Raw genomic sequence first — 17843 nt, 5'->3', positions numbered from 1 at the left:
GGGAAAGTCGAAAGGGCTTTGGCTGCGTTGGCTCGCCGCGCTGGTCCTCTGCGCCGGCCTCGTCGCGCTGGCCATGGGCTGGTGGGCGTACCAGCGCATTGGCCGCACGCCCGGCGAATTGATGGACTACGCAGAGCGCCGGTTGCAGGGCCACACCAAGCTTGAGACCGTGGCGCTGCCCGCCATGGGCCTGTTGCGCGACTGGCTGGATGCACCATCCCCCGCCGAGCGGCGACGCACCGTGTTCGTCGTTCCACCGGTACCGGAGCTGGCCGCGCCCCCGGTCGCGGAGCCACCGGTGCTGGAAGGCAAGGTCTGGCGCGTCGGGCCGCAAGAGGCACTGCTGTCGATCGCCGCCGCGGCGAAGCTGGCGCGCAGCGGAGACACTGTGGAGGTGCAGGCAGGCACCTACCGGGGCGACGTGGCGGTCTGGGGCCAGAAACAATTGACGATCCGGGCGGTCGGAGGACGGGTCCGGCTGGTCGCCGACGGCCGCAGCGCGCAGGGCAAGGCGATCTGGGTCATCCGCAACGGCGACTTCGACATCTCGGGCTTCGATTTCGTCGGTGCGAAAGTCGCGGACAAGAACGGCGCCGGCATCCGCTTCGAAGGCGGGCGCCTGCGGGTTGCGCACTGCCTGTTCTGGGGCAACCAGAACGGCATCCTGACCATCGGCAACCAGCCCGACAGCCAGCTGGAGGTGGTCTCCAGCGAGTTCGGCTACAACGGCGACGGCGACGGCCAGAGCCACAACATCTACGTCGGTCGCATCGGCCGCTTCAGCATCACGGGCAGCTACCTGCACCACGCCGACACGGGCCACCTGCTCAAGAGCCGGGCGGCGGTGAACGAGGTGTTCTACAACCGGCTGTCCGACGAAGACCGTGGCCGGGCCAGCTACGAGATGGATTTTCCCAATGGAGGGGTGGTCCATCTGGTGGGCAATGTGGTGCAGCAGGGGCGCAGGACGGAGAACTCCGTCATGGTGAGTTTCGGCGCCGAGGGCCTAGCCCACCGGCGCAACACGCTGCAACTCGCCAACAACACCCTCGTCAACGACCAACCGTATGGCGGCACCTTCGTGCGTGCGGCGCCTGGAACCGAACGGGTGCAGCTGACCAACAACCTCCTGGTAGGGCCAGGCGGTTTGCAGCTTCCGATGGAACACACCGACTTCAACACCCGCAAGGTCGATTGGAGCGCCTTCGTGCAGCCTGCGCGCTACGACTACCGGCTCAATGACAGCGGCATGTCCCTGGCATACCAAGGCGGACAAGCCGAGGCCGCCGTGCCTTCGGCCCAGTATGTCCACCCCTTGCAGGTTCAGCGCCTGAACGGTCCGCCCGTGGTCGTGGGTGCGCTCCAGCCGGAGTCACTGCTCACTCGGCCTTGATCCCCTGCGACTGGATCACCCCGCCCAGCAGGGCGGTATCCGAGCGCATGCGGTTGGCCAGGCCCTCGGGCGCGGTGCCTGCCACCTGCCAGCCTTGCTGGAACAGGCGCTCGCGCATCTCCGGCGCGCGCACGATGTCGCTCAGCAGTGCCGACAGCCGCGCGACGATGGGCTGCGGCATCGAGGCCGGGGCCGCCACGGCATTCCAGATCTCCAGCTGAAAGCCGGGCACGCCGGCTTCGGCAAGGCTGGGCAGTTCCGGCACCAGCGGACTGCGGCCGGTGGAAGTGACGCCGACGGCCTGCAGTTTGCCCGCGCGCACCTGGGCCATGGCCAGCGCGGGCGGCAGCAATGCCATCTGCAACTGGCCACTGACCATGGCCGTGATGACCTGCGGGTTGCCTGGGTAGGGCACATGCACGGGCGCGATGCCGCTCCTGGCCTTCAGTAATTCCGTGCCGATGTGCGCCACCGTGCCCACACCCGGCGTGCCGTAATTCCATTGGCCGCCAGCTGCCCGTGCCGCCGCGAAAAACTCCTGCGCGGAGCGGGCTGGGACGCCCGGTGCGGCGGCCAGCACCAGCGGTGCCGTGCCGAGCAAGCTGACCGGCGCCAGGTCGCGTGCGGGGTCGTAGGGCGTCTTCGGGTTCAGCAGCCTGGCGATCGTCAGGTTGCCGTTGATCATGAGGCCGATGGTGTGCGCGTCCGTGGCCTTGGCCACCAGGTCGGCAGCAATGTTGCCGCCCGCCCCGGCGCGGTTGTCCACGATGACGGGTTGACCCAAGGCGCGCGAGAGCGGTTCGGCCAGTGCCCGGGCGGTGAGGTCCGGCGAAGAGCCGCCCGGAAAGCCCACCAGGATGCGCACGGGCTTGGTGGGCCAGTTGCCGCCGCCCTGGGCGCCGGCCCAGGTCGGCATCAGGCCGGTGACCGCGCTGGCGAGCACGGCGCGGCGGGGCAGGTGATGGGACATGTCTTCCTCTTCCCTTCTCGGTGGGGTGGCTGGGCCCCACACAGCAAAACGCCAGCGCGGGCGCTGGCGTTCTGCGGAGAAGGGCGGGGTCAGGCGTAGTATGCCAGCGCCTTTTTCATCTTCTTCATGGCCGCCGATTCGATCTGGCGAATGCGCTCGGCACTCACACCGTAGTCGGCTGCCAGTTCGTGCAGCGTCATGCCGCCCGAGCCGTCGTCGTTGACCTTGAGCCAACGCTCCTCCACGATGCGCCGGCTGCGCGGGTCCAGTTCGGCCAGGGCCGTGCTGATGCCATCGCTGGCCAGCCGGTCGCGCTGACGCGACTCGATCAATGCCGTCGGCTCCTGCTTGGCGTCGGCCAGGTAGGCGATGGGGCCGTAGCTGTCCTCGCCGTCGTCGGACGGGCCAGGATCAAGCATCACGTCACCGCCTGAGAGCCGGGCTTCCATCTCGACCACGTCCTCGCGCTTCACGTTGAGCTGCTCGGCCATGGACGCGATCTCGCCTTCGCTGAGCGTGTCGCGGTGCGTCTCGCCTTCTGCGGCATCGGCCTTGAAGCCCTGCTTCATCGAGCGCAGGTTGAAGAACAGCTTGCGCTGGGCCTTGGTGGTCGCCACCTTGACCATGCGCCAGTTCTTCAGGATGTACTCGTGCATCTCGGCCTTGATCCAGTGCAGCGCGTAGCTCACCAAGCGCACGCCCTGGTCCGGGTCGAAACGCTTGACGGCCTTCATGAGGCCCACATTGCCTTCCTGGATCAGGTCGCCGTGGGGCAGGCCGTAGCCCAGGTATTGGCGCGCCACGGAGACCACCAAGCGCAGGTGCGACAGCACCAGCTTACCGGCGGCTTCCAGATCGTTCTCGTTCTTGAGCTTGCGCGCGTACTCCTGCTCCTGCTCGACGGTGAGCATGGGCATGCGGTTGACCGCAGAGATGTACGCATCCAGGTTGCCGAGCGGCGGGACCAGCGACCAGGGGTTCGCCGTGGCAAGCGCAACGGACGTGGTTCCAGTTTGAAAACTCATACCAGATTCCTTTCCTTCAGGGGAAATACTAGCACTCTCCGGTTGTGAGTGCTAAAGGCGCTGGCTGCACCCTTGATGGGGGTGTGGGCAAGCTTTTCCCGACCGAGGTTGGATGCTGGCGGACGCCTTTGGGTTCCGCAGGCTTAAGCCAGGCCTAAGTGATGGCAAACCGGTAGATCCCATCTTCGCCCCGCTGGCGCCGCAAGTGGCCATCGAACCAGAGCTTGTGCAGGTGGGCCACGGCCTCGCCCATGGCGAAGGTGGTCTGGTGCAGGTCCAGCTTGCGTGTGAACAGCACCGGCAGCAGGTCGGCCCCCGTACGTGGACCGCGTTCGCGGCAGGCCTCCATGACGCGCTCCAGGTGCTGCCGATGGTGGTCATGCAACTGGTCGATGCGGGTGTGCAGGCCCCGAAAGGGCTTGCCGTGGGCCGGCAGCGTCAAGGTTTCGGGCGGCAGCGGCCGGAACTTGTCGATGGAGTCCAGGAACAGTTGCAGCGCGTTGGCCTCGGGCTCGTTGTCGTAGACGCTGACGTTGGTCGAGATGCGCGGCAGCATCATGTCGCCGCCGACCAGCACGGCCGCCTCTTCGCAGTACAGCGCAATGTGTTCGGGCGCATGGCCGTAGCCGCTGATGCAGCGCCAGTCGCGCCCGCCGATGCGCAGGTGCATGCCGTCCAGCAGGCGGATGTACTGGCGCGGCAGGTCCGGCACCATGTCGGCGTAGTAATTCGTGCGGCCGCGGACTTGCTCCAGCGCGGCGGGGTCCGCCATCCCATGGCTGCGGAAGAAGTCAGCGGCCGCTTCGCCGCCGTTGCCGCTGGTGCCCTGGGTGTTGAGCCGGGCCACGTGGTAGTCGGTGGCGCTGATCCACAGCGGCGCATTCCAGCGGGTGCAAAGCCAGTGGGCCAGGCCGATGTGGTCCGGATGCATGTGCGTGACGATCACGCGCAGGATGGGCAGGCCCTGCAGCTGGGTGGCGAACACCTCTTCCCATTGCGCCTTGGCCTCCTTGCGCGAGATGCAGCAGTCCACCACGGTCCAGCCGGCGCGGCCCTCGATCTCGTCCTGCAGGAGCCAGAGGTTGATGTGGTCCAGCGCGAACGGCAGCGCCATGCGGATCCAGCGCATGCCGGGCGCCACCTCCAGCGTCTTGCCCGGTTCCGGCATCTGATCACCGAATGGGTAGTTCAGCTGGCTTTCGAGTGCATTCATGGGGTGTTTGCCGGTTGGGTTGACGTTGACGTAAACGTCATCTGTAATCCGGCGTCATTCTAGGAATGCGCCCATCCTTTCACCTGTCACCTCCGTATGGCCTGCCGATGACCAACGCTGCCTCCTGCCCCCAGCCATCCGACGAGACCGCCGCCGACGACGGCACCTACAGCATCGGCGACCTGGCCCGCGAATTCGACCTGACCACCCGCGCCATCCGCTTTTACGAGGACATGGGCCTGCTGCAGCCGCAACGCAGCGGCCCGGGCGGCCGCGTCCGCGTCTATGCCGCGCGCGACCGCACGCGGCTCAAGCTCACGCTGCGCGCCAAGCGCCTGGGCCTGTCGCTGAACGAGGCGCGCGAGATCCTGGACATGTACGACAGCCCGCGCGACACCGGGCCCCAGCTGCGCAAGTTCCTGGATGTGCTGGGCGCGCACCGCCAGGCGCTGGAGGCGCAGCTGACTGAGCTGCATGCCAACCTCGAGGAGGTCAAGGCGCACGAGCGCGAGGCGCGCGCCCTGCTGGCGCGTTCCAGCTGAGCTGGCTATGATTGACGTTTACGTAAACGTCAATTGAAAACTGTCTGGAGCGCCGTGATGAGCACCCCCGTCTTCCAACCCCAGGTGGCCGACTGGTCCGCGCGCGTGCACGACAGCTTCGGCCGGCAGGGCGCGATGCAGACGCTGGGAGCGCGACTGGCACAGGTCGATCCCGGCCTGGTGGCGATCGAGCTGGACTGGGCTCCCGGGCTCACGCAACAACACGGCTTCCTGCACGCCGGCATGGTCGCCACGGCGCTCGATTCGGCCTGCGGCTATGCCGGTTTCACGCTGATGGCGGCCGATGCGGCGGTACTGACGATCGAGTTCAAGATCAATCTGCTGGCGCCGGCCAAGGGCCAGCGCTTTCGGATGCTCGGGCAGGTGCTCAAGCCTGGGCGCACCATCACCGTGGTCGAGGGCCGGGCGTTGGCCTTGGACGACGGGTGCGAGAAGCTGGTGGCCACGATGAACTGCACGCTGATGGCGGTGGTCGGCCGCGAGGGCATTCGGCACTGAGTTGCAGCGCGCGTCCGCTGAGCGCGGAAAATGCGGGGTTTGCTGCGGCGCAGCGATCCATTCCAGATTCCACAGCTTTGCAAAGGGAACGACCAGATGAGCACCTCTCTCGAACACCTCCTCGCCAACAACCGCGCCTGGGCTGCGCGGGTCGAGCAGGAGCGTCCCGGCTTCTTCACCGGCCTCATGGCGCAGCAAAAGCCGCGCTACATGTGGATCGGCTGCGCCGACAGCCGCGTGCCGGCCAACGAAATCACCGGTTTGGACCCCGGCGAGGTGTTCGTGCACCGCAATGTCGCCAACGTGGTCGTGCATTCGGACCTCAACGCGCTCTCGACCATCCAGTTCGCCGTGGACCACCTGCGCGTGGAGCACATCATGGTCACGGGCCACTACGGATGTGCCGGCGTGCGCGCCGCGCTGCTGGGCCAGCGCGTGGGTCTGGCCGACAACTGGCTGGCCCACATTGCGGACCTGCGGTTGCGCCACCGCAAGCGCATCGACCACCTGCCGACCGAGCAGGACCGGCACGACACGCTGTGCGAGATCAACGTGATCGAGCAGGTCGGCAACGTGGCCTTGTCCACCGTCGTGCAGGACGCCTGGGCGCGCGGCCAGCAGCTGACCATCCACGGCTGGTGCTATGGCCTGAAGGATGGCCTGGTCAACGACCTCAAGGTCAGCATCAGCCATCCCGACACCGTGCTCGACATCTTCCGCGCCGCCATCAAGCGCTATCCCCGGCATGACGGCGGCCAGCCGCTGCAGCCCGAGGAAGACGACGAGTAAATCGCCCGCTTTCCAACCCCCATCCACCTTCGAAGGAGACCTCCATGAGCAACGCACAACAAGATTCCATCGTCATCCTCGGCGCCGCGCGCACGCCCATGGGCGGCTTCCAGGGCGACTTCGTGTCGCTGGCGGCGCACGACCTCGGCGGCGTGGCGATCAAGGCCGCCGTCGAGCGCGCCGGCATCTCGCCCGATGTCGTCGGCGAAGTGCTGTTCGGCAACTGCCTCATGGCCGGGCAGGGCCAGGCGCCCGCACGCCAGGCCGCCTTCAAGGGTGGCCTGCCCAAGGGCGCGGGCGCCGTCACGCTGTCCAAGATGTGCGGCTCGGGCATGAAGGCCGCGATGATGGCGCACGACATGCTGCTGGCCGGAACGCACGAGGTGATGGTCGCGGGCGGCATGGAGAGCATGACCAACGCGCCGCATCTGCTGCTGAAGGGCCGCAGCGGCATCCGCATCGGCCACGACCGGGTGATGGACCACATGATGCTGGACGGCCTGGAAGACGCCTACGAGGCCGGCCGCTCCATGGGCACCTTCGGCGAGGACTGTGCTGCCAAGTACGGCTTCACGCGCGAGGAGCAAGACCAGTTCGCCGTCGCCAGCGTGCGCCGCGCCCAGGAGGCCACGGCCTCTGGCGCTTTCCAAACCGAGATCGCACCCGTCACCGTCAAGACCCGCGCCGGCGAGACGGTGGTCAGCGTGGACGAAGGCCCGGGCAAGATCAAGCTCGACAAGATCCCCACGCTCAAGCCCGCGTTCAAGAAGGACGGCACCATCACCGCCGCCTCCAGCTCCTCGATCAACGACGGCGCCGCCGCGTTGGTGCTGGCGCGTGAATCCACGGCCAAGCGCCTGGGCAGCAAGCCCATCGCCCGCATCGTGGCCCACACCACGCACGCGCAGGAACCCAACTGGTTCGCCACCGCGCCGGTCGGTGCCGTGCAGAAGCTGCTGGCCAAGACCGGCTGGAGCGTGGCCGATGTCGGCCTCTGGGAGATCAACGAGGCCTTCGCCGTCGTGCCGATGGCGCTGATGACCGAGCTCGGCCTGTCGCACGACATCGTCAACGTCAACGGCGGCGCCTGCGCACTGGGCCACCCGATCGGCGCCAGCGGCGCGCGCATCATGGTCACGCTGATCCATGCGTTGCAGGCGCGCGGCAAGAAGCGCGGCATCGCCACGCTGTGCATCGGCGGCGGCGAGGCCACGGCCCTGGCGCTCGAACTGGCCTGATGGCCACGGTCCTCGTCATCGGTGCCTCGCGCGGCATCGGCCTGGAATTCGTGCGCCAGTACCGCGAAGCCGGCGCCCGCGTGATCGCCACGGCGCGCGACGATGAGGGCCTGGCCCGCCTGAAGGCCCTGGGCGCCACGCCGCTGCGCATCGACGTGGCGAATCCGGCCAGCGTGAGCGGCCTGGCCTGGCAATTGGATGGCGAGAAGATCGACATCGCGCTCTACGTGGCCGGCGCCTGGGCCACGGCCGATGCGCGCACGCCGCCCACGCGCGAGGACTTCGATCGGCTCATGCACACCAATGTGCTGGGCGCCATGCAGGCGATTCCGCAGGTGGCGCCACTGGTCGAGGCGCAGCCGCGCGGGCGCTTCGCCTTCATCACGAGCGAGATGGGCCGCATCGCGGGCGTGGACTCCAGCTACGCCTGGATCTACCGCGCCAGCAAGGCCGCGCTGAACATGGCAGTTGCCTCGGCCCAGCACGACCATCCGCAGGCCATCCTCGTCGCGCTGTCGCCCGGCTGGGTGCAGACCGACATGGGTGGCGCCGCCGCCCCGCTGACGGTAGACCAGAGCGTAGCCGGCATGCGCGCGGCGTTCGAGAGCCTCGGCCCGCAGCACAAGGGCGCATTCCTGGATTACGACGGCAGACCTTTCGAAGGGTGGTGATGATTCAGAACCTGGAACAACTGCGCGGCCTGTACGCCGCCCCCGGCGAGCGCGCGCTGCGCAAGCAGCTCGACCACATCGATGTGCACGCGGAGCGCTTCATCGCGCTGTCGCCGTTCTGCGTGGTTGCCACGGGCGGCGTGCATGGCGGCCTGCTCGACGCCTCGCCACGCGGTGGCGCCCCCGGCTTCGTCAAGTCGGCCGGCGCGCGCACACTGTTGCTGCCCGACTCGGGTGGCAACAACCGGCTCGACACGCTGGAGAACCTGCTCGTCGATTCGCGCCTGGCGCTGCTGTTCCTGATCCCCCATGTCGACGAGACGCTGCGCGTGAACGGCCGCGCGCGCCTGCGCGACGAGGCCGAGTTCATCGACCGCTTCGCCGAAGAGCGCCAGCGCCCCAAGCTCGTCATCGAGTTGCAGGTCGAGGAGGTCTACCTGCACTGCGCCAAGGCCTTCATGCGCTCGCAGCTCTGGAAGCCGGAGACCTGGCCCGAGCGCGCCGCGCTGCCCAGCATGAACCAGATGATCCACGACCAGATCGGCGCTGGCGCGCCCACCGAGACGCAAGAGCAGATGCTGGCGCGCTACCGCACCCAGCTGGACGAGGAGCGCGCCCCGTCCACCTGAGGCCGCCGCTCAGCCGCGCGCCGGGAAGATGCTCTTCTTCACCACGGCGTGCACGCCCCAGTTGCCGTCCACCACCTGGGTGATGCCGAAGTCCACCGCGATCGACATCAGCGAGATGGCCTCGTCCTCGCCCAGTCCTTGGGTGGTCATCAGGAAGTGGCGCATCTTGTGGTACGCGTCGCGCAGCGCCTTGTCCACCGACGACTTGGTGTAGATGTCGTCCTGCGCCTTGGGGCCCAGCTCGGCCAGGTAGTTGGCGTAGCTGAAGCCGTGCAGCAGCCATTCGTCCTGCGTCTCCAGCAGCGGGTAGCGCAGTTCGGCCAGCGGCGTGCCGGGCAGGTCGGCCTTCTTGTGCAGGATCAGCTGGAAGGTGCCGGTCAGCGAGCACTCGATGGCCGTGCCGCACAGTTCCGAGTCGCCCTGCGAGGCATGCGGGTCGCCGACCGAGAACATCGCGCCGTCCACCGCCACCGGGTAGTACACGGTGGCGCCCTTGCCGATGCGCCAGTTGTCGATGTTGCCGCCCGTGTGGTTGGGCGGGATCGAGGTGACCATCTCGGCCTCGGCCGGCGCCACGCCCATGGTGCCGAAGTGCGGGCGCACCGGCACGCGGATGTTGGTCAGGATCTTCTCGTTCTTGCTGACGGTGGCGTGGTTCACCGGCACGCCGGGGTAGTCGATGGTGGCGTGCACGATGCCGAAGGGGTCGGTCTGCGGCGTCCAGCGGTAGTTGTAGACCGCGCGTGCCCAGTTGCGCTCGCCGGTGGCGTCCATCTCGTAGATCGTCACCACCTCGCGCTTCTTCGGCTCGGTCAGCGTGTCGCCGTAGTGGAAGCCCCAGTTCGCCGCCGCATTGCTGCCGAAGGCGCGGCCCTTGAAGGCTGGGTTGGCGCTGGGGCGCAGCGCCACGTCGACGATGCGCACCTCCAGGATGTCGCCCGGCTCGGCGCCCTGCACGCGGACCGGGCCAGTGCAGATGTGCACACCCTGGCCGCCGCCTGCGCCAACCTTGGCGTCCATCGGGCCTGCGCCGCGCCGGTCCACGCCCTTGCGCTGCTTGTCCCAGAAGAACACGCTCTCGGCGCCCTTGTCGCCCTTGACCATGCGCTCGGCATCGTCGTTGGCGTGGTGGGTCAGCGTCTCGATGGTCAGGAAGTCGCCCGACTGCACCTCCACCACCGGCTTGGCCGACTTGCTGAAGTAGCCCCACAGCACGGTGTTGGCCGCCGCCGGGATGTAGTAGTGGCTGGCCATGCCGTTGCCGGCGCGCGCACTCTGCGCGAAGGCACTCGGCGCCATCGTGCTGGTCAGCGCGCCGACCGACACGGCGCTGCTGCCGGCGACCATGGCATCGCGCAGGAACGAGCGGCGCGCGACCTGGAACTCCTCCTTGACGAGTGCCTCCTCGGCCGGCGTCTTGCTGTGGGTGCAGCTGGCGTTGCAGATGTGTTGCATGGGAACTCCCTGTGCTTGTGGTTGGTGCGAACCAGTGTCCGGCGCGCCCCGGCTCGGACAGTTGTCGCAGCGCGCACGAAAACTTGTCGCCGCGCCGTCGGTGGCCCGGTTGGCCGTGCGGCGGGCAAGGTGCGCCGTATGCTCGGCCCGCCATGCACGACGACCTGCGCCGCTTCTCCATCGACGCCTTTCCCGAGGCGCTGCGCCAGGCCGCCTGGGATGAGGCGCTGGCGCCCCTGCTGCTGCGCAGCCGGCCGGCGCGGCCGGCGCTGGCCGGCTACGTGTCCTCGCGCGCGTCGCCGCTGGGCTCGGTGTTCGCCAGCCTCTCGGGCTCGCCGCAGCAGCTGTCCACCGGCATGGCCGGCGCTGGCACGCCGGTGCTGCTGTTCGCGCTGTTGGCCGGTGCCGGCCACACGCAAGAGCTGGCGGGTCGCCACGCGCTGAAGGCCGGCACGCTGCTGGTGCTGGACCCGGCCCGCGCGGCGCAGATCGTGCTGGACACCGATTTCCGCGCGCTCGTGGTGCGGCTGGAGTCGGCCAGCTTCCTGTTGCGGCTGCTGCGCACGGGCGGGCAGGACATGGGCCGCGTCGACGGCCAGGGCGTCGGCGCGGTCTGCATGGGCGTGGTGCAGGGCATCGCCGGGCAGCTCGACCAGCTGGCGCCGCACGACCTGCTGCCGATCGAAGCCACGCTGGCCGATGTGCTGCTGACCTGCCTGCCGCACGCCGCCGCCGCACCGCAGGAAGACACGACCTCGGTCCAGCTGGGCCACCTGCGCCGGGTCTGCCGCACGCTGGAGGCGCGGCTCGGCGACGCCGAACTCTCGCTGGAGGAACTCGGCCGCCTCGAAGGCCTGTCCACGCGCTACCTGCAAAAGCTGTTCAAGGTCGGCGGCACCAGCTTCGGCGAATACCTGCGCGAACGCCGGCTCGAGCGCTGCCGGCTCGACCTGGCCAACCGCGCGCTCGACCACTTCACCATCGCCGAGCTGTGCTTCCGCTGGGGCTTCGGCGATGCGGCCAACTTCAGCCGCGCCTTCGCGGCGCGCTTCGGCCTGTCGCCACGCGCCTACCGTGCGCAGCCCGAGGCGCAGTCCCAGGCGCCGCACGACCAGCGCGGCCGGCCGCGCCACGGCAGTGGCTTCCAGGCCGCCGGCGCGCCGGCCGGGGCGGCCGCGCACAGCCCGTTCCAGGCCCTGCTGCGCGACCACGCGCGCTACGCCACCGCCCTGGCCCTGATCCCGAAGCGCGCCGCGCCCGTGGCCACGGCCCAGCCGGTCGGCGACCACTACTACCTGCCGGTCTCCGACAAGACCGTGCACTGGGGCTACCTGAACCGCGCGCTGACGCCGGTCATGTATGTGAAGTCTGGCGACGTCGTGACCATCGAGACGCTGACGCAGCATGCCAGCGACGACCGCGAGCGCATGGTCGATGGCGACCCGGGTGCCGAGAGCGTGTTCCTGTGGACACCCACGCACAAGGCCGTGGACCGGCGCGGCGCCGGCCCCATGGACGCGTCGGTCTTCGGCCGCGGGGCCGGCGAAGGCTTCGGCGTGCACATCTGCACCGGCCCCGTCCATGTGCGCGAGGCCGAGCCCGGCGACGTGCTGGAGGTGCGCATCCTGGACATCCAGCCGCGCCGCAGCTGTTCGCCTGCCCACCATGGCCGCGTGTTCGGCAGCAACGCCGCGGCCTGGTGGGGCTTCCACTACCGCGACCAGCTGACCGAGCCGCGCACGCGCGAGGTCGTGACGATCTACGAGATCGACGCCGACGCACCCGAGCCCGTGGCCCAGGCCGTCTACAACTTCCGCTGGACGCCGCAGACCGACCCCTTCGGCGTGCTGCACCCGACCATCGACTACCCCGGCGTGCCGGTGGACCCGGCCACGGTCACGCGGCGCTATGGCGTGCTGGCCAAGGCGCGCGTGCCGGTGCGGCCGCACTTCGGCCTGCTGGCCGTGGCGCCGCGCGAGAGCGGCTACGTCGACTCGATCCCGCCGGGCTACTTCGGCGGCAACCTGGACAACTGGCGTGCCGGCAAGGGCGCCAGCCTGTTCCTGCCGGTGTCGGTGCCGGGCGCGCTGTTCTCGGCCGGCGACCCGCATGCCTCGCAGGGCGACTCCGAACTGTGCGGCACGGCCATCGAGTGCTCGCTGACCGGCGTGTTCCAACTCGTCGTGCACAAGCGTGCCGACATCGCTGGCAGCTTCCTCGGCGAACTCGACCACCCGTTCCTGGAGACGCCCGGCGAGTGGGTGCTGCAGGGCTTCAGCCTGCCCAACCACCTGGCCGAACTCGGGCAGGACGCGCAAGCCGAGATCTACAAGAAGTCCTCGCTCGAAGGCGCGATGCGCGACGCCTTCCACAAGGTGCGCCGCTACCTGATGCTGGCCCATGGCCTGGACGAGGACGAGGCCGTCTCGCTGATCTCGGTGGCCGTGGACTTCGGCGTGACCCAGGTGGTGGACGGCAACTGGGGCGTGCACGCTGTCATTCGCAAGACCGTGTTCCCGGAGCACGGCAGATAACATCGAATGCTTGGCGCCAACCAGGCCGCCTCCGTTTGGAGACACCGCATGCTGCTGACACCCGACCAGGAAGCGATCCGCGACGCCGTGCGCGATTTCGCCCAGGCCGAACTCTGGCCCTACGCCGCGCAATGGGACCGCGAGCACCTCTTTCCCAAGGCCGCCCACCAGGGCCTGGCCGCGCTCGGCGCCTACGGCATCTGCGTGCCCGAGGAGCACGGCGGTGCCGGCCTCGACTACCTGACGCTGGCGCTGGTGCTGGAAGAGATTGCCGCTGGCGACGGCGGCACCAGCACCGCCATCAGCGTGACCAACTGCCCCGTCAACGCCATCCTCATGCGCTACGGCAACGCGGCGCAGAAGAAGCGCTGGCTCGAACCCCTGGCGCAGGGCCAGATGCTGGGCGCCTTCTGCCTGACCGAGCCGCATGTGGGCAGCGATGCCTCGGCCCTGCGCACCACGGCGCGCAAGGATGGCGACGGCTACGTGATCGACGGCGTCAAGCAGTTCATCACCAGCGGCAAGAACGGCCATGTGGCCATCGTCATCGCGGTGACCGACAAGGGCGCCGGCAAGAAGGGCATGAGCGCCTTCATCGTGCCGACCGACGCGCCCGGCTACCAGGTCGCGCGGCTGGAGGACAAGCTGGGCCAGCACAGCAGCGACACGGCGCAGATCAACTTCGAGGGCTGCCGCATCCCGGCCGACCACCTGATCGGCGCCGAAGGCGAGGGCTACAAGATCGCGCTGGGCGCGCTCGAAGGTGGACGCATCGGCATCGCCGCACAGAGCGTGGGCATGGCGCGCAGCGCGTTCGAAGCCGCGCTGGCCTATGCCAAGGAGCGCGAGAGCTTTGGCCAGCCGATCTTCCAGCACCAGGCCGTGGGCTTCCGGCTGGCCGACTGCGCCACGCAGATCGAAGCGGCGCGCCAGCTGATCTGGCATGCCGCCAGCCTGCGCGATGCCGGCCGGCCCTGCCTCAAGGAGGCCGCCATGGCCAAGCTGTTCGCCAGCGAGATGGCCGAGCGCGTCTGCAGCGCGGCGATCCAGACGCTGGGCGGCTACGGCATCGTGAGCGACTTCCCGGTGGAACGCATCTACCGCGATGTGCGCGTGTGCCAGATCTACGAGGGCACGAGCGACGTGCAGAAGATTTTGATCACGCGCGCGCTGGCGTGACGGCCTGCCCCTGCGGCCGGCTCGACGTGCGCAAGCGCGCGCTGGACTACTCCGCTTGCTGCGGCCGCTACCTCGACGACTTCGGCGCCACGCCCGCGCCCGATGCCGAGTCGCTCATGCGCTCGCGCTACACCGCCTTCGTGCGTGAGCGCGCCGACTACCTGCTGGCGACCTGGCATGCCAGCCACCGGCCCGCGCAGCTGAACTTCGACGCCGGCACGCGCTGGCTGGGCCTCGAGGTCAAGGAGCACCGGCCCGTCGACGCCGACCATGCCGAGGTCGAGTTCGTTGCACGCCAGCGCGACGCCGCCGGCCGCGCCCACCGCCTGCACGAGCGCAGCCGCTTCGTGCGCGAAGGCGGCCGCTGGCACTACCTCGACGGCAGGCTGCGCTGAACGGTTGCGCCTGCGTGGTCCAATGGCGGCCATGCGATTCGAAGCCATCCTTTTCGACTGCGACGGCGTGCTCGTCGATTCAGAGCCCATCACCCACCGTGTGCTGGTCCAGGTCCTGGGCGAGCGCGGCTGGCAGCTGACCCAGCAGGAATGCATGCGCATCTTCATCGGCAAGGCCGTCAAGGACGAGGCCGCGTTGATCGAGCAGCGCACCGGCCAGCCCGTCACGCAAGAATGGCTGCAGGCCTTCTGGGCCCGGCGCAACGAGGCGCTGGAGCGCGACCTGGTGCCCATCGCCGGTGCCCTGGAGGCCGTGCCCGCGCTGCATGCAGCCCTGGGCGGCCGCATCGCCTGCGCCTCGGGCGCCGACCGCGGCAAGGTGGAGATGCAGCTGCGCAAGGTGGGCCTGTATCCGCTGTTCGAGGGCCGCATCTTCAGCGGCCACGAGATGCCCCGCTCCAAGCCCTTCCCCGATGTGTACCTCGCGGCGGCCGAGGCGCTGGGCGTGGACCCGCGCCATTGCGCGGTAGTGGAAGACACGGTCACCGGTGTCACGGCGGGTGCCGCGGCCGGTGCCACGGTGTTCGGCTACAGCCCGGGTGGCCCTGGCCACAGCCCGGCCGAGGCCCTGCGCGCCGCCGGTGCCGTGCACGTGTTCGAGGACATGGCCGCGCTGCCGGCCCTGCTGTCCTTCTGGGAGTGAAAGGGCAGCCTGGCCCGGGGTTTGCATCGCATTGCCCGCCATGCGCCGTTTCCTCGTCCTGACCAGCCGGCACCGCGCGCCATCGACCAACCTGGCCCTGGGCATGCTCCTGGCCTTCAATGCCGGCGCCATCAATGCCGGCGGCTTCCTGGTGCTGCACCAGTACACCTCGCACATGACGGGCTTCACATCGCAGCTGGCGGACGGGCTGGCGTTGGGCCAGGGCCGGCTGGTGCTCACGGCGCTGGGTGCGCTGCTGGCCTTCGTCGCCGGGGCCGCAGCCACGGCCATGCTGGTCAACTGGGGGCGCCAGCGCCGGCTGGACAGCATCTACGCGCTACCGCTGCTGTGCGAGGCGCTGCTGATGTTCCCGTTCGGTCTTATGGGGGCGATCACGCTGGGCTGGCAGACGCCGTTCACGGTGCCGCTCACCGTGCTCCTGCTGTCCTTCATCATGGGCCTGCAGAACGCCGTGAGTTCCAAGACCTCGGGTGGCCGCGTGCGGACCACGCACATGACGGGCAACGTGACCGACCTGGGCATGGAACTGGGCAAGCTGCTGTACTTCAACCGGGCGGCCTCCCAGCAGGGCCCGGTGCGCCACGACCGCGCCAAGCTGCGGCTCACGGGCGGGCTGCTAACGGCCTTCGTGCTAGGCGGCATTGCCGGCGCGCTGGGCTTCACGCACCTGGGCTTCGTCTGTGTGGTGCCGCTGGCCGCCTTGCTGCTGGCCATCTCGCTGCCACCGCTGTGGCGCGACCTGCACAAGCTGCGGCCGCTGCTGGCGCGGCCGCGCAGGCTCTAAGGGCTCAGAAGAGCACGCGGGTGCGGATGGTGCCCGCCACCTGGGCCAGCTTCTCGAGCGCGCGTTCGGAGGAGCCGGCGTCCAGGTCGATCACCACGTAGCCGATCTTCTCGTTGGTCTGCAGGTACTGGGCCGAGATGTTGATCTGGTTGTCCGAGAAGATGCGGTTGATCTCCGACAGCACGCCCGGCACGTTGTGGTGCACGTGCAGCAGGCGGTGCTTGCCCGGGTGTGAGGGCAGCGAGACCTCGGGAAAATTCACCGACGAGGTGGTCGCACCCGTATCGCTGTAGCGCACCAGCTTCTCGGCCACTTCCAGGCCGATGTTGGCCTGGGCCTCCATGGTCGAGCCGCCGATGTGTGGCGTCAGGATGACGTTGTCCAGGCCCCGCAGCGGCGACTGGAATTCGTCCTTGTTGCCGCGTGGCTCCACGGGGAACACGTCGATGGCCGCACCCAGCAGCCTGCCGGCCTTGACCGCTTCGGCCAGCGGGTCGATCTCGACCACGGTGCCGCGCGAGGCGTTGATCAGGATGGCGCCCGGCTTCATGGCCGCGATCTGCTCGGCGCCCACCATCCACTGCGTGGAGGGGGTCTCGGGCACGTGCAGCGTGACGATGTCGCTGGTGGCCAGCAGCTCGGCCAGGCCCACCTGGCGCGCATTGCCCAGCGGCAGCTTGGAGACGATGTCATGGAACTGCACATGCATGCCCAGGGCCTCGGCCAGCACCGACAGCTGCGTGCCGATGGCACCGTAACCCACCACGCCCAGCGTCTTGCCGCGGATCTCGTAGGCGTTTTCGGCCGTTTTCAGCCAGCCACCGCGGTGCGCGGCAGCGTTCTTGGCCGGGATGCCGCGCAGCAGCAGGATGGCCTCGGCGATCACGAGTTCGGCCACCGAGCGCGTGTTGGAGTAAGGCGCGTTGAACACCGCGATGCCGCGTTCGCGTGCGGCAGCCAGGTCGACCTGGTTGGTGCCGATGCAAAAGCACCCTGCGGCCACCAGCTTGTGCGCGTGCGCGAACACCTCGGCGGTGAGCTGCGTGCGCGAGCGGATGCCGATGAAGTGCACGTCGGCGATCTTGCGCTTGAGCTCTTCGTCGGGCAAAGCCGAGGGCAGGGACTCGATCTGGCTGTAGCCGGCGGCGCGCAGCACCTCCACGGCAGAGGGGTGGATGCCCTCGAGCAACAGGAACTTGATCTTGGCCTTGTCCAGGGAGGTCGTCGGAAGGGTCATGGATGCAGATGTGCCGTGTGGAGATGTGCCGTGTGGCTGGGACCGAAAAAGGGGAAAGGGATGCTACCCCGTGGCCCGATGGCAACGTCGCGAACGGGGGCAAACCCAGCCCCGCGGCGCTGGCTCCTAGAGCCGCTTCTGGATCTTGACGCGGATGGCCGTCACCGCCAGGCCGCGGTTGCCCAGCGCCTGCTGCAGCAGCGGCGCCAGGTGCCGCAGCTTGGCGGCCACGGCACTGTTGTCCACCAGCAGGCACCAGCCGTTCTCGTCGATCGGGCCGGGCCGGATGGCGGTCCGCATGGTGGGGGGGATCAGCTGCTGCACCGCGGCCAGGCGCTCGGCCGACTCGCGCACCAGGGCCGACAGCCGCGCCAGCGGCTGGGAATCGGCAAAGGCCTGTTGCAGGGTGAACGAGCGGCGGGGGGCATGCATGGGCTGGGGATTATCGGGCGCACCAGCGCCGCAGGGCGCCCGGCATAAAATCGCCGGTTTGGCACGCGCCGGGCCTTGGCCATTTGCGCACTTGCCGCCATTTCCGGATTCCAC

General features: G+C 68.9%; 17 protein-coding genes and 1 pseudogene. 12 read left to right on the top strand and 6 right to left on the bottom strand.

The window, feature by feature from the left end:
• Window positions 1–169 precede the first annotated feature (169 nt).
• Window positions 170–1393, top strand: a complete 1224-nt coding sequence (locus tag DES41_RS05970) for a right-handed parallel beta-helix repeat-containing protein (protein WP_147282800.1) — start codon at window positions 170–172, stop codon at window positions 1391–1393.
• Here DES41_RS05970 and DES41_RS05965 read toward each other — a convergent pair.
• The 3 genes from DES41_RS05965 to DES41_RS05955 all read right to left on the bottom strand — a co-directional run bounded on the left by DES41_RS05965 (window position 1380) and on the right by DES41_RS05955 (window position 4601).
• A complete protein-coding gene (locus DES41_RS05965) occupies window positions 1380–2363 on the bottom strand; it encodes a Bug family tripartite tricarboxylate transporter substrate binding protein (protein ID WP_114466640.1) in 984 nt (327 codons plus the stop codon). The two genes, DES41_RS05970 and DES41_RS05965, sit on opposite strands and share 14 nt — an antisense overlap.
• A gap of 89 nt (window positions 2364–2452) precedes the next feature.
• On the bottom strand, window positions 2453–3388 hold the full coding sequence (gene rpoH / locus DES41_RS05960) for an RNA polymerase sigma factor RpoH (RefSeq protein WP_114466639.1): 936 nt from the start codon (window positions 3386–3388) through the stop codon (window positions 2453–2455).
• A gap of 154 nt (window positions 3389–3542) precedes the next feature.
• The gene (locus DES41_RS05955) at window positions 3543–4601 is read right to left on the bottom strand and encodes an MBL fold metallo-hydrolase (RefSeq protein ID WP_114466638.1); all 1059 of its coding nucleotides are present in this window, start codon (window positions 4599–4601) and stop codon (window positions 3543–3545) included.
• A 107-nt stretch (window positions 4602–4708) separates the two neighbouring features.
• On the opposite strand from DES41_RS05955, the gene DES41_RS05950 reads away from it, so the two are divergent.
• The 6 genes from DES41_RS05950 to DES41_RS05925 all read left to right on the top strand — a co-directional run bounded on the left by DES41_RS05950 (window position 4709) and on the right by DES41_RS05925 (window position 8989).
• A complete protein-coding gene (locus DES41_RS05950; RefSeq protein WP_114466637.1) occupies window positions 4709–5143 on the top strand; it encodes a MerR family transcriptional regulator in 435 nt (144 codons plus the stop codon).
• Between the two features lie 57 nt (window positions 5144–5200).
• Entirely contained in the window at window positions 5201–5662 is a 462-nt protein-coding gene (locus tag DES41_RS05945; RefSeq protein WP_114466636.1) for a PaaI family thioesterase, read from the top strand.
• Window positions 5663–5758: 96 nt separating this feature from the next.
• The gene (can, locus tag DES41_RS05940; RefSeq protein WP_114466635.1) at window positions 5759–6451 is read left to right on the top strand and encodes a carbonate dehydratase; all 693 of its coding nucleotides are present in this window, start codon (window positions 5759–5761) and stop codon (window positions 6449–6451) included.
• Between the two features lie 44 nt (window positions 6452–6495).
• Window positions 6496–7689 carry an acetyl-CoA C-acyltransferase gene (locus tag DES41_RS05935; protein WP_114466634.1) on the top strand — a complete coding sequence of 398 codons (1194 nt, stop codon included), beginning with the start codon at window positions 6496–6498 and terminating at the stop codon, window positions 7687–7689.
• Window positions 7689–8360, top strand: a complete 672-nt coding sequence (locus DES41_RS05930; protein ID WP_114466633.1) for an SDR family oxidoreductase — start codon at window positions 7689–7691, stop codon at window positions 8358–8360. The genes DES41_RS05935 and DES41_RS05930 overlap by 1 nt, the downstream gene beginning before the upstream one ends.
• Window positions 8360–8989 carry a pyridoxamine 5'-phosphate oxidase family protein gene (locus DES41_RS05925; protein WP_114466632.1) on the top strand — a complete coding sequence of 210 codons (630 nt, stop codon included), beginning with the start codon at window positions 8360–8362 and terminating at the stop codon, window positions 8987–8989. The genes DES41_RS05930 and DES41_RS05925 overlap by 1 nt, the downstream gene beginning before the upstream one ends.
• Before the next feature lie 9 nt (window positions 8990–8998).
• On the opposite strand, the pseudogene DES41_RS05920 reads toward DES41_RS05925, so the two are convergent.
• Window positions 8999–10267, bottom strand: a pseudogene (locus tag DES41_RS05920) (acetamidase/formamidase family protein); the annotation flags it as partial.
• Between the two features lie 329 nt (window positions 10268–10596).
• On the opposite strand from DES41_RS05920, the gene DES41_RS05915 reads away from it, so the two are divergent.
• From DES41_RS05915 to DES41_RS05895, 5 genes are read left to right on the top strand one after another with little or no spacing between them, the layout of a single operon-like run.
• Window positions 10597–12978, top strand: coding sequence for an acetamidase/formamidase family protein (locus DES41_RS05915; RefSeq protein WP_114466630.1), 2382 nt, complete (start codon window positions 10597–10599; stop codon window positions 12976–12978).
• 48 nt (window positions 12979–13026) lie between these two features.
• Window positions 13027–14157 carry an acyl-CoA dehydrogenase family protein gene (locus tag DES41_RS05910; RefSeq protein ID WP_114466629.1) on the top strand — a complete coding sequence of 377 codons (1131 nt, stop codon included), beginning with the start codon at window positions 13027–13029 and terminating at the stop codon, window positions 14155–14157.
• Entirely contained in the window at window positions 14154–14552 is a 399-nt protein-coding gene (locus DES41_RS05905) for a YchJ family protein (RefSeq protein ID WP_114466628.1), read from the top strand. The genes DES41_RS05910 and DES41_RS05905 overlap by 4 nt, the downstream gene beginning before the upstream one ends.
• Before the next feature lie 22 nt (window positions 14553–14574).
• The gene (locus DES41_RS05900) at window positions 14575–15255 is read left to right on the top strand and encodes an HAD family hydrolase (RefSeq protein ID WP_114466627.1); all 681 of its coding nucleotides are present in this window, start codon (window positions 14575–14577) and stop codon (window positions 15253–15255) included.
• A 40-nt stretch (window positions 15256–15295) separates the two neighbouring features.
• A complete protein-coding gene (locus DES41_RS05895) occupies window positions 15296–16060 on the top strand; it encodes a YoaK family protein (RefSeq protein ID WP_114466860.1) in 765 nt (254 codons plus the stop codon).
• 4 nt (window positions 16061–16064) lie between these two features.
• On the opposite strand, the gene serA is transcribed toward DES41_RS05895, so the two are convergent.
• Both serA and DES41_RS05885 read right to left on the bottom strand, forming a co-directional pair.
• Window positions 16065–17297, bottom strand: coding sequence for a phosphoglycerate dehydrogenase (gene serA / locus DES41_RS05890; protein ID WP_114466626.1), 1233 nt, complete (start codon window positions 17295–17297; stop codon window positions 16065–16067).
• Between the two features lie 126 nt (window positions 17298–17423).
• Window positions 17424–17729 (bottom strand): DciA family protein, encoded by a 306-nt coding sequence (locus DES41_RS05885; protein ID WP_114466625.1) that lies wholly within the window; start codon window positions 17727–17729, stop codon window positions 17424–17426.
• Between the last annotated feature and the right edge of the window lie 114 nt (window positions 17730–17843).

The organism is Pseudorhodoferax soli, from assembly GCF_003337555.1.
GTDB classification, from domain to species: domain Bacteria; phylum Pseudomonadota; class Gammaproteobacteria; order Burkholderiales; family Burkholderiaceae_C; genus Pseudorhodoferax; species Pseudorhodoferax soli.
Note: the sequence above shows the minus strand (reverse complement) of the source record. Positions and strands in the feature narration are given on the sequence as shown.